Source organism: Burkholderia sp. 9779_493 (genome assembly GCF_015712215.1).
GTDB classification, from domain to species: Bacteria; Pseudomonadota; Gammaproteobacteria; order Burkholderiales; family Burkholderiaceae; genus Burkholderia; species Burkholderia cenocepacia.
Window position 1 is genome coordinate 53609 of record NZ_JACCQA010000007.1, and the last position, 12340, is coordinate 65948.

Genomic DNA, 12340 nt, shown 5'->3' on the forward strand with positions numbered 1-12340 from the left:
CTTTTACGAATCGATATGGCGCGCGTTGTCCCGCCGGTGAGGCATGCGGATTTTTGCTGCGCGTGAATTGCGCGAATGCGCGACTACAGCAGGGGGAGGGGGATTATTAGATGAGGGTGAACGCGATGCCGATCGGAACCTGACAGACGCCGCCTTGAATCGCGGCTTTCAGAACCTTCCACGCGTATTCTGTCCCGTCGGTGGTATCGACCGTTACAGTGACGTTGCGACGACTTGTAAACGTCACGGAAATGGCGTTGGTTTGATCGACGCCCGCGCCGAGTTGGGTTTCGTTCGCACCGTCAACGCCGTTGGTGCCGGTCAAGAATCGCTGAATCCTGCGTTTCAACCACGGTACGGAGAACACGTACCCGTCGCCCTTGTAGAGATTCCACGTGGCGATACGCTTGTAGATATCGTCGGTCGCGACGTAAGTTTCGGTAACTTCCCGCTTCGTGTACGCGTTGTATTCGATGGTGTTGTACGGCGTGCTGTTGAACGGGCCTTTGTCCGCGATCATCGCGGCGGGGAGTGCAGGGCGCTGAATCCCGTACAGGTTGTTCATCAGATAATCCAGACCGGCACCCTCGATAACGGTGTTGCCGACGTAGATCGGAAACTCAATCGAGTTGAACCAGTCCAGATAGTCTTGTGCGATCGCGTTGTACGCATCAACGAACGCTCGAATGTTCGGATCGTGCTGATACTGGTAGAACAGATACGACTTCCACGGGGCGGCCATGACCTGAATGTTCTGATTCGGGTACATGATCGCTTCGTACGGAGTCACGTTGTATGTCATCGCGATCCAGTAACCGGACGAGTCGATAAGCTCTACGTTGTCCCCATCAGGTGTCTGAATAGGTGTTATTGGCATTTTTATTTACCTACATTGTGTCCTTGGGTCCGTTGTGTTGTGCGCAAGGATAGATCGATGCTCGCCTATCCTTACCAAAGTTCAAACGAGCACGTTCCCCTTGTTCATCCATTCGAGCAGCAGACCCAGTCCACGGAAAATTTCTCCGGCCCAGAAGCCATAGAAGTAATGTCCACCGGGCCAGCTTGAGAACGAACCGCTCATGTCGGCGTATGATCCATTGCCGATCACATACGTCAGGTTCAATTGAGTTAGCAGTCCCTTAATGACTTGCTCCGGAATCCCGGTCTTGTCGCCTGCGTTGAGCATTTCCACGCAAGCCGACAGGAACAAGCCGGTCATGTGACCGACGTTATCGGGATCGCTGCGTGTAGGGTCGGGGTTGTAGCCGTCATTGAACGGCGGCGCATCGCGCGGGAACTTCGAGGGAGTCAGCCCACCGTTGTTCTGTTGGAAGTTGAGCAGGAATTTCGCCCAGTTCTGACACACCGTAACGAGCTTCGGATCGACGGTTTTACCCTGACGAACCAACTCCGCCCACAGGTGACAAGCGGACCACATGCCACGCGCCTCGTAGCCCGCCCACGGGTACGGTTGGTCCGAACCCCAGTCGAAGGAATTGATGGCCCCTTCGCCAAGGTTGTCGTATCGCGGCCAAACGTACAGCGGGCAGAACGGACCCAACACCCCAATGCGTTGCTGATAGGCTATCTGCGCGTCGTACCAGAACTGAATCACGTTTTCGTAGTAGTCCGGCAGACCCGCGTTCAGCCAATTGACCGGATACTGGTAGCCGGTATACGGCGTGCCGCGCCAGAATTCGTTACGGCGCAGGGTCGGCGAATACTGATTCGAAAAGGGCACGACACCGGGCGTGTACTTCAAGCCGCTATCCATCTCATTTCGGATGGTCACGTCGCCCACCAGCCACGTGAACGCACCGGAATCGCTGACGTGCATGAACCACTGCGTGGACCATTCTCCGTTGGGAACGTAGTACTTCGGCACTTCTCCCCACGTGTAGGTAGAAATGCTGGCGCTCATCGAGCCTGCCGGGATTTCAAAGATGACCTGCGTGAGTTGGTCTGTCGGCGTCGGAGTGGGTGACGATCCTGCGGGCTGATTCGGCGCGAGCGAGAACATGTCCCACGTGAGATTAAGCGTCGTCCAGTTGAGCGCCTGCGGCAAAGCCAACCAGTATTTGATGCCGAGCTTGTCTTTCAGGCTCAAATACATCTGACCGGATAGCGTCTTGTACGTGAGCGTTGAGAGTGGTGCATGCTTGGAATCGAGCAACCAGAAACCCGCGACAACACCGGAAGTACTGTCAGGGACGCTCGCCACTCCGACGTAATCCGTATAGGTCACCGTACCAACGTTGAAGGTCGTGAACTGCGATCCTGCCGACGCATTGCCATAGGCGGTGAAGTTGTTTCCGTCGAACGGGACAATCGGCTGCCCATTGCTCTGCGTAACGGAGAGCATCTGATTGAACGGGATGGTCAGCGTGGTTGGAACGGGGATCGTTTTCGGAACCAACGGATACCGGTACTGCTGGCCGTTGGGTTGGTCAACCGATTGAACGATGTTCGTGAAAAACTCCACGCGAGCAGCAGGGCTGCTGAGGGACATCACGACGTTCATCGCCGTGTTGCTTTGAACGCGATTGAATACCGCGATTTGCTCAAGCGCGGCCGTCCCCATGCTGGCGGTCGTTTCCGCCGTCTTCGTCACCTGAATGTAGCCCGCCGCATTCCGCGTCACGTTCACAACGCTGTTCGTCGGCGTGTAGCTCCAATAGTAGGAGATGCCGTAGTCGCAAGGGTCAACGGTCTGCGGCTCTTGACGGAAGTAGTACCGCACGTCGTCCACAACCGACGCTTCGAGGCAAGTCTTTAGCGAACACTGATAGATTTGGTTGTAGTACTCATTCCCCGTCTCGCGATACAGCAAGAGCGCCGCTTCGCAGAACCACTGTTCCGCATCGATGGCGTTACCGTATTGGTCCGGTGTCAACGAGCGCCATGTCGGCCATACATCGAACGGGGTATTACGTGGAATCATCACCCCCGAATGGATAACGTAGCTCACGCTCGCCGTGCCATTGAAGGTCTTGTCCTGAAGCACGATGGTTCCGACTGGTTGGTTCGGAGCAGGCGTGACGGCATCGTAGTTGCTATCCCAAGTCCCGTTTGTCGCAACGAAGTACTCGAACGGAAGAAGCGTTCCACCGTGCGCCGGACCCGCCCGCACCGATTCGTACGCGTAGCGGCCGGTAAAGACCTTGTAGACCTTAACCGTCTGTTCACCAAACGTCGGCTGTCCTTGCGGAATCTGACCAATACCGTTGACGAATGCTACGGGCTGCCCGTAGAAGCCCGGACTGCCCGTGTTCTGCGGGTTGGACGGGCCGTACACCTCGAACGGGTTCTTGCCGTTGAGCATCCAGTTCGCGCGATAGATATCGGGCGGATTCGGAACGGGAACCCCGCCATAGAAGTATTTCACGTACGCATCGAAGAAATACTTCGCTTTGTCGAGGAATTTGGGGTCGCCCGTTCCTTTGTATGCGTAGTAGTAGCCGAGAATCGTCAGCGCCTGCCCTTCCGTGGTGGCGCACTGCGTCGGGGTGTAATCCTGCGGCCCACCTTCGAAGTGCATGTTGTTGGCGAGCACCCCCTCATTGTTGATGATGAACTTGTTGATGAGATTGTCGCCGTCATCGTTTACATCGCCTGTGTGCCTTTCCAAGAAGTTATCCAGACCGTACAGAATGCTGTTGATGTTTTGTTGATCGGACTTGTTTGCCGCCAGAAGACCGGGACGCATGCCGCCTCCACTTAATTGATTTGACCGACGTAGAATCCCGCGAAGGTCTGTCCGTCGATGGTTTCCAGTTCGATCACGTTCCGGGAGCCTACGGTGTATGCGAAGATGGGGCGCGAGCCAACCCAGTTGATACGCGAGTCCCACGAACTGATCGTGTTATTGCCGGTGCCCTGTTCGAAATAGAAGGTGAGCCGCAACGCCTTGCCTGCGGGAAGCTGTAGATTGGTAAATGCGAAGGTCGCAGCAGGGGAATTGAGGACGACGTGATATCCCGGCACCGGCGAAGTGAGATCGATGTTGATCGTGTCCTGAGCCTGAATCGACACAATGTCGTAGTACGTGTCAACCGACAACTTGCCGTAGGAATCGACGGACACGCCCGAACCCGCAACGACGATACCCGGCGTCGAGGTGGTGGCATACGGAACAACGTAATGGAACGCGTCCGCCGCCCATGCTTTGAATCCGGTCGGGATAGTTGCCTTGAAGTTGCCGGAGAAGTTCGCCGTGAAGACAGCGGACGAATCCGTACAGAGGGCCGGGAACATCTTCCCTGTTTGCGTGTACGGAATGCCACCGGTGCCGCTCACCGGGTCGGCGGTTGCAGACGCGTTCCACTGCCCGGTGTTGCTGCGAAACCAAACCAGCTTGCGGTCTGCGTCAACGGCAACGCCGATGACATCGTTCGCGCTGGCGAATCCCGACACGCTAGCAACCTTCGATCCGTTGACGTACACATTCCCGCTTGTCTGGAATGCACCAACAGCGCCCGAATCGTCGTCGTAGCCGACTTGGCTATCGAGCGGTTCGTTGCTCGGGGCGATACCGACGCTGGCGTTTCCGCTGTTGCTGCCGCTCGCGAACGTGACTTCGAAGTAGTGTTTACCTGACGCGTAGCCGATGGTTCCCAAAACGACGGCTTGGCTACCTCCAAAGGTCGCGGTGAGGTTCCCGTTGCTCAGGGTGATACTCGAATGCTTGTATCCCGGATCGAATGTTGTGGGAGCCGCAACCATCGCCTGTGAAATACCGGCCCAATACTGCGACTGTCCAGCGTAGTAGAGCGACGAGTAGCTTGACGTGCCCTGTACTGTCCCGGTCGGCTGCGACGCCCACGCTTGAGCCGCTGTAGCCGAGCCTGACGCGCTCGTTTGTGCCTGCGTGGCCGTCGTTGCGGCGCTCGATGCGGTCGCTGCGTTCGCTGACGCACTGCTTGCCGAAGTAGCCGCCTGAGCCGCTGATACGGCCGCTTGATCGGCTGCCGACTGCGCCGCGCTTGCCTTGTTCCATGCGTCATCCAGCTTCGCCATGTCGGCAGACAGCCACTTCCCACGGCCGACTTGGTACAGGTCACCGAGAGACGTTACGATCGCTCCACCAGAAAAGTGAATGTCCCCGTTGAGCGTCAGTATCCCGTTGATGGTCGGGTTCGCATTCCCGATGAACGGCAAAGCGCCCGTCAGATAGGAGACGAGGTTTACAGCAGAATATTTACGTTCTCCGGACGCGGCCGCGTATGGGTCGTAACCGACCAGCATTTGCGTATCCGACAGTTGCCCGTCCGGGAACTGATTCATCTTGAGGTCAGCCATTGAAGCCTCTTATGTTTTAATTGACTTGTGCTTAAGTGGCGTAGATCGGTTTTATTAGCCGCGCACAACAGATATAGATGCAACGTTCGTGACGAAATAGCCTTCGTCGTTGCCTTTGATTTCTTGCTCGCCTGCGGGAGGCGCGACGACCGCGCCATCGATGGTGTAACCGAATACGAGCCGCGTAATGTCTTCTTCGGGAATAACCGTGGACATTGCGTCTGTTACACGCTTACGAAGCACGTTTTCGTTGATGTATCCGCCGCCCTGAATGCTGTTGATGTAGGCCAAGACGGCCGGTTGAACGACCTGAGTAATCGAGTCGTCGCTGATAACGTTTCCGCTCAGTGTGTTCCACGTGACGGTGACGCCGACATTCTGTTGAAGCGGTCGAACGAATGGGATGGTGTACGTGTCCGAACCGTCGCGCAGATTCACCGTGACAGTGCGCGATGCGTCCGCTGAAGGCATCAGTGCAGGTAGATCGAACATCGACGTGAAGATCGCCATTGCGACGGCGGTGTCGTCACCCCCACCGACGATCACGCGATAGCCTGCCGTGATGTCTGATCCGGAATACGCAATCGAAATCAGACGGCTCGACACGCCGGGAACCTGTTGCAGCGTAGTGCGCAGTGTTGAAATAAACCCCTGCGATACCGCGCGTTGGGTTTCCATGATGCGAGCGCGGTAGGACGAAATGTCTTCTTGCGCCTTGCCGGGAATGCCGTCGGCCGGGTTGTTCAGATTGACGGTGATTCCGTCCGGTAGCGGCGTCACTACGATTTTTACCGTGTTCGCCGGGATCGCGAAGGTGCCCGCCGTCTGACATACGAAGTTCATCGGATCGGTGGTGCCGTCCGGTTTGACTGCCGTTGGCGTCGTCAGGACGTATTGCTTGCTGCCGTCCGAGATGATGAATCCCTTGTTGAACACGAATCCGGGCGTGGAGTTGACGGCGACAACATCAACGGAGCCGTTCGAAACAGTTCCCGGTTGCACTCCAAGCTGTGTCCCGATGCGGTTCAAAATGTACGGCTGCGCTGTCGGACTCGTCAGGCTGTTGATAGTCTCTACGCGCGCCTGTTCCATCAGCGTGACTGCGGCAACGTCCGTTCCGAGAATATCGTCAATCATCGATCCGGGAATGTTCGCGGTGTATCCCGGACGTGCTTTGGTCACTCGCGTGATAATGTCTGCTTGTATCTCTGCCGGATCACGGGGAACCAGCCCGCTCGATGTGATTGGAGTAGTGAGCGCCATAAGTTATTTATTACCCAGTGATGTTTTGTTGGTACAGTTCCCCGTTCTTTAGAACCGCCGTGACGTTATACGTGAGCGCGAACGTGCCATCCGCTCTTTCTTGATTCTGTGGAACGCGCGTGATGGTCAGCGTGAGAAAGTACGGAGCGTACTTCTGCTGAATGAGTTGGACATACAGGTCCGGCGGCACTTGCGTATCCACGGCGTCGAAAAATGGAACGCCTGAATTGCCGTTGAATGGAGATTCGCCAAGCACGAGTTGTAGGTTTTGTGTAAGGGCGGTGATCCAGAATTGGGATGCGTCTCCCGTATCCGGCGTGTCCACCACTTCCCAGTAATACGCGCCGTCGTCATCGCGTTTGAATGTGCCCGTAGCTGGGTCTACGGCTCGTCCAAAGATTCGGGCCATGATTCAACTCTTATGGTTTTCTATTGCTGTTCGACCCACGCGCGGAAAGAAGCCTGATATTCCCCGGTATCGATGAACGAAGGACGGGGAGGGTTCTTGCTTGCGTAGGGGTGTAAAAGGCGGTGGTTCACGCCGTCTAGCGCGGCCTGTGTTGGAACCTGCGGGGCTGACTGCGCGGGATATTCCTCGTTGTCCAAGAAATTGCGAAACGCCGACTGAATTTCTTCCATCGCACCTTGATAAATGTCAGGTGACACCGGCAGACCCATTAGTTCGTCATCCATCGCGTCCGCGACGGCCTGCGCAACCGAATTGCTGATGTCCTTCATGTGCAAGTCAACGAAGACCTGCATTACGCCGTACTCGTCTTCGAGATACCTTGCCACTTCCGGAACGGTCGTCCCGTCTTTATAGGCTTGCTCGATAACGCCCAAATTGATTTCCATGTCAGTTATTCCCGTAGGCCTGTGGCGTCGTCTTCTGCGGCGTCTGGCTGTTGAGCGGCTGCCCGTAGTCGGACGGGGTAACCGGATTGGCATTAATGAGCATGTGCGTAGCCCATCCTGTCCCGTCTGGGGCGCGACTGTTGCCGACGTGATGCACGCTGAGAACTTGGAATACACCAACCAAATCACGCGGCCATCCGAGCGCAGTGATTGCGGTAGACGCCGCGAGTGATCGAACGAGCGCAGGCGTGTTCAACTGGATTAAGTCAAATGCGCGAATGTCTGCGCGCATAGGGCAGGAGACGTGCACATTCTGACTGTCCACGTATTCCGGTACGCCGATCATGTCGATCGTGTCGATTACCTTCGGCGCATTTCCCAAAGGCGCGATTACGTCACTCATCACGAACTTGTCACCCACAAAGCGCGAAATGACGCCCATATACGAGGGGTATTGGGAGCGCAGGCACGCTTTCGACTGCACGTTCACCAGATTGGCGAAATCCTGCAAACTCGAAATCGCATGCAACTGGTCTTCGTACAGCGTGATCGTGTCGGTGATGTTGATTTCGGGCTGAATGCCCGGATAGTATTGGCTGAACGTGCGCGCTACCACGTCCGAAAGCCGCTCGCCCTTCTTCCCGTGGAATAGCGGAGCGCTCGCGCCGACAGGCGCTTGAACCTGTTCGTTGAGGACCGTGCGCGCGATCGGGAGAACGACCAGCAATTCAGGCCGGATCGCATTGCCGTAGGGAAACTGAATCTGCCCCTCGATAAGAACGTTATCCGCACCTGTCAGATTTGCCAGCTTCCTACCGAGCGGTAGACTTTTCTTGTCGAATCCCGCCTGTACACGAATGATCCAGCCGTTCAGCTTGGCAATGTCGGCGATAGCTTCGGTTGGCAAGCCCCAAATCTGGACGTAATTCGATCCCAAGTCGGTAGGGTTGTAGCCGGAGCCGCCCAACATGCAGTTAATCTCGACCTGTAGGGCGCTGGGATTGGTCGATTCGAGAATGTACGTTGCTACGCCTTGCGTTGTACCGTCTGACAGCTTGCGTGTCTCACCGATGCCCGGAACCAATACCTGTTGCAGCGCTGTCGGCAGTGATTGAACCGGATTGGGATTGCTTGCGGTCGGAATCGGCGGTAGAAATGTGAGCTTGTAGTACCGCATTTCAATTATCCGATTTCTAGAACCATCGAACTCGCCCGGTAGATGATTGGCGTAGCGAGGTACCCGGCGTTGAGTGGAATATCCATGTCATCCGGGCTTTCGATGAGCGGCAACGCCATCGTCTGATTTGCCGATACAGCGCGTAGGTAATACCGGTTACTGTAGTGGTTGTACCATGAGTACAACGTGTAAACCTGCGTGCGTCCAGTTAAGTCCGTCCCGGTGAACGAATACGACCAGCCGTTCTTGGGGTCCGGGTTGAACGCGACATACAGGGTGTTTTCTGATGCCATTTTTCTGCCTCTTAAAACATGCTCTGTAGAACATTGCCGACGTTATCAACCAGCGTCCCGAGCGCTCCGCCCAAATCCTGCGCGCCGTTCGTGATGGCGCTCATCGTCCCGTTCAAAAAATCACCGAGCGGTGAGGGCTGTGTTGTCAAAGGTTGATCGAACGTCCATTGCCAAGTAACGGCGGGTTGATTCCCACGGCCCGTTATATCCACCAGTTGATTGAGCAGACAGCCCGTATAGATGTACGCGGGATGAATGACGGTGAAAGTGCCGCCTTCGCGCTGGTGGTTGTTCAGAATCGCTTTGAGAAGGGATAGGGCGGCTGATTTGACTTCGTAGCCGCCCGCACCCTGCGCTGGAATGTCCATAATCATAGTGACCTGCGCGGGTAGCAAAACCGAGGCGTTCGCGGCCGTCCGAATGTCCGCAGTCGGGTATGTCGGATTCTGCGCTTGAAAAAGGGCAGTTCCGGGAGCAGGCCGAAACGCAATCTGGTTCACGGCGATGGGAGCGCCGTTCCCGAGCAACGAGAGTACCGACGAGATGCCCGACGTTGATAGGGACAACAGCGAGCCAATCGGGAGCGGAATGTTGGAATTTCCCATCACGCCGCCGTTTAACAGGATGGGGTTCTTCTGATACATCAGTTCCCAAGCGTCGCGCGTCATTGACATTGTTGTGATTCCTCTTTAAATAGCCGATGCGGCTGCGTTGGCCGTCAGATTTGCGCCGGTTTGGTTTTGAACGACGACATTCAAGTTGACTCCTGTTACAGTGCTGACCGTGCCGCGCATGATGTCTCCGTAGCTGTTGAGCGCTTGTTTGCCATAGCGAATACGAGCAGCATCGTTCGCTCCTGACTCGCCCGGCATTTCGATATTTTTGCGGTGGTAAATCGCGGCTTCCTCGATGCTCTTTGTTTCGCGCAATCCATTGAGTTTCCCCATGTCGGCCATTTCCTGCCAAGCGAACCGAGCTTGAATCCACGATTCGGACTTGCCCGCGTTCTTCTTCCGGAATTCTTCCAGCTTGCGTTGCCGACTCTTATCGAGCCACTGGCTGGTGCCGTATGCACCGATACCGTTGCGCACAAACGGATCGAAATGGGATTCCTGAGCGATTGAGCCTAATACCCCGGCAATCTGTTCCGGGTTCATGCCCCGGCGTCTGCCTTCGGCAATGAATTCACCGATAAACTGCGCTTTTTCATCGATAGTCGCGGGGCCGCGTGCCGAGCCGTCGGGTCTGACGTACGTAACGCCAAGCATGGGAGCGGTATTCAAGTTGAGCGTGCGACCGTCATTACCCGCACCTGTCGAGAGCGCAGGAGTCGGGTTCGACGCGGCAACCAGTGCATCACGTTCCGCGTAGAGGTCGCGCAAAGTCTCGCGCGTCTTTTCCGAACGTTTGACGCCACTGATAATGTCAGGTGCGTGGCTCGCTTCGTAACGTACCTTCTCCCAAGGCGACATCTTGCCGGACTCGTAGCGCTCGTCGTCTTTCAGTTCGGCTTCGAATATCGCGATCTGCTGCTTGTTTCGACTGATCTTTCGATCGTTTTCGAAGAAACCGACGGGATCGTTGATGAAGCTCGCTATCTTGTCGATGCTGACGACCAGTTGCGTAGATGCGGTAGCTAGCTTGAACAGGTTGTCGGTTACGGTCGAAAGGGACTTCGTAAATTTTTCGGAACTGAGGAAGTCCGTGAACTGCGAAATCTTGCTGGGAAGCTCCGCGATAAAGCGTCGGAAGCCCGGACTGTCTAAAAGATCGGTAACCAGCTTGCCGAACGCATTGGTGATCTTGTCGAGACTTGGCTCTAACGCAATCAGCTTGTTAAATATGCCGACTCGGAGTTTTTCGAATGCTTCGGACAGGTGGGACGTGAATTCGAGCGCCCTACGTTGGTCCGCTGCTTGCGCATCAAGCTCGGGCGTTTGCCGCTGGTACTGGCTGCGCAGCCCCTCGATTTCTCCCGGTAGAGCGGATTGAATCGTCGTGACTTGCTCCGGCGTGATGAAGGGGCCGCCCATCGACCGCAGAACCAGAGGGTTCGCACTGCGCGATGCGTTGATAAGGCGGCTCATTACCTCTCCGGCGTCCGTTCCCTGTTCGGATAGCTGCGCGGCGTCCTGCGCACTGAGGCCCGCTGCCGTGAGCGCCTGTATCAGACCAGCTCGTTTGTTCGGGTCGAGCTGGGCTTCGGCTACGGCGCGCAGTTGCGCGTCGGAGAATCCGTACCGGCCGTACGTGTTCTCAAATGCCTTGCGCGAGCCTTGCGAAATTCCGCCCATCTGCAAATTCGTCGTCCGATCCGCGCCGACCGAACTCATCAGCTTGGAGAAACCGGCAAACATCAGCATCGGCAAGCTCGCGAGTCCTGCGATCCCGCCTATGGTCCCCAGTCCGGGAATCAACTTCGAGACGGTGGACATGACTTCCCTCACGTCCTTGTTGATGCCCCTCACCGTGCCGCCGATGTTCTTCCAGTGCTTCTCCATTACCGCGATTTGCTTATTGGAATCTTTCAGGCTCGATGTTTGCTGTTTTTGACCGGCTTGCAGATTCACCAAAGTGGCCTGTATTAGCTTCGCCTGCCGCAGCGCATCTTTCCACGGTTCAGGCATTCCCTGTAGCTGATCGTCAAACGCCTTGAAGTCTTTGAAATACTGGTCCGCTTCGGCGCGATCTACTTGGATTTTTAGAATGGAGACGGCCATTTCCTACCTCTTGTTCTAATGGTTATAGGCTTCGTCGGAGTAACGTTGTCGGTAGTGGTGCGCGTCTTTGAAGCCGTCAAATCGTCCGCCTGCGGCGTCGTCCCCGTAGCATTCTTGCCAGCCTTCCGTTGCTACCCAATCCAATACAGCGTGAATCAGGCTTTTGTCGTTTTCTCGTCCGAAGCATCTACCGTTGTCGAGGTCTGCAATGAATCGAGAAAATCCGTAAAGGTTGACGATGTGCCGACCACTTGCGACAGTGAAAGCGCCACGTACGACAGACCGCGCGCCCACTTGGCCAGCAAGCTCGCCAGCCAGAAGGATGTAAAATTTGCGATCTCATCCGCCCCCTCATCGGTGATTTTTCCTTGTGCCTTGGCGACGCCAAAGGGGAGCGTTTTGAATCCTTCTTCGCTATCTGCGAAGCCGACGGTCGTGCAACGCTTAATCTCCGCGAAGAATGGTTCTGCATCCACGCCACGCTTTTCGCATGACTCGCGAAACAGGTCAGCGGCTACCGACAAACCGGCGCACTGAAGCGACCTGATCTCTTCAAGAACCATCGCGAGCGGAATGCGGTACGAGCGCCAAATATCGAGTGAGATCGGCATGACGTACGCGTAGACGCCATTTTCGAGGTCGAACACGAGGTTCAGATTTCGATCCAGTTTTGGTTGATTTTCGAACATAAGAGTACCGTTGTGGTTATCGAAAAAGGGGGCGAGCAGCCCCCA

General features: G+C 55.9%; 11 protein-coding genes. All 11 read right to left on the reverse strand.

The genetic code is table 11. The features are described 5' to 3' along the window. Window positions 1-106 precede the first annotated feature (106 nt). The 11 genes from H0X95_RS09015 to H0X95_RS09065 all read right to left on the reverse strand — a co-directional run bounded on the left by H0X95_RS09015 (window position 107) and on the right by H0X95_RS09065 (window position 12295). Window positions 107-802, reverse strand: a complete 696-nt coding sequence (locus H0X95_RS09015) for a hypothetical protein (RefSeq protein WP_227747577.1) — start codon at window positions 800-802, stop codon at window positions 107-109. A 156-nt stretch (window positions 803-958) separates the two neighbouring features. After that, complete coding sequence (locus H0X95_RS09020) at window positions 959-3706, reverse strand: hypothetical protein (protein ID WP_105777022.1); 2748 nt, start codon at window positions 3704-3706, stop codon at window positions 959-961. An 11-nt stretch (window positions 3707-3717) separates the two neighbouring features. Then, window positions 3718-5298: an SPRY domain-containing protein gene (locus H0X95_RS09025; RefSeq protein WP_227747576.1), complete on the reverse strand. Its 1581-nt coding sequence runs from the start codon at window positions 5296-5298 to the stop codon at window positions 3718-3720. Between the two features lie 54 nt (window positions 5299-5352). Beyond that, a complete protein-coding gene (locus tag H0X95_RS09030; RefSeq protein ID WP_105777021.1) occupies window positions 5353-6561 on the reverse strand; it encodes a baseplate J/gp47 family protein in 1209 nt (402 codons plus the stop codon). Between the two features lie 10 nt (window positions 6562-6571). Next, entirely contained in the window at window positions 6572-6970 is a 399-nt protein-coding gene (locus H0X95_RS09035; RefSeq protein ID WP_146122877.1) for a hypothetical protein, read from the reverse strand. Window positions 6971-6990: 20 nt separating this feature from the next. Then, window positions 6991-7416, reverse strand: coding sequence for a hypothetical protein (locus H0X95_RS09040; RefSeq protein ID WP_105777019.1), 426 nt, complete (start codon window positions 7414-7416; stop codon window positions 6991-6993). A gap of 1 nt (window position 7417) precedes the next feature. After that, window positions 7418-8593, reverse strand: a complete 1176-nt coding sequence (locus tag H0X95_RS09045) for a hypothetical protein (RefSeq protein WP_105777018.1) — start codon at window positions 8591-8593, stop codon at window positions 7418-7420. Window positions 8594-8598: 5 nt separating this feature from the next. Further along, window positions 8599-8886, reverse strand: coding sequence for a hypothetical protein (locus H0X95_RS09050; RefSeq protein ID WP_105777017.1), 288 nt, complete (start codon window positions 8884-8886; stop codon window positions 8599-8601). Window positions 8887-8897: 11 nt separating this feature from the next. After that, entirely contained in the window at window positions 8898-9560 is a 663-nt protein-coding gene (locus tag H0X95_RS09055; protein WP_105781927.1) for a hypothetical protein, read from the reverse strand. A 15-nt stretch (window positions 9561-9575) separates the two neighbouring features. Further along, window positions 9576-11606, reverse strand: coding sequence for a phage tail tip lysozyme (locus tag H0X95_RS09060; protein WP_105777015.1), 2031 nt, complete (start codon window positions 11604-11606; stop codon window positions 9576-9578). Between the two features lie 155 nt (window positions 11607-11761). Then, window positions 11762-12295, reverse strand: a complete 534-nt coding sequence (locus H0X95_RS09065; RefSeq protein WP_105777014.1) for a hypothetical protein — start codon at window positions 12293-12295, stop codon at window positions 11762-11764. Window positions 12296-12340 lie beyond the last annotated feature (45 nt).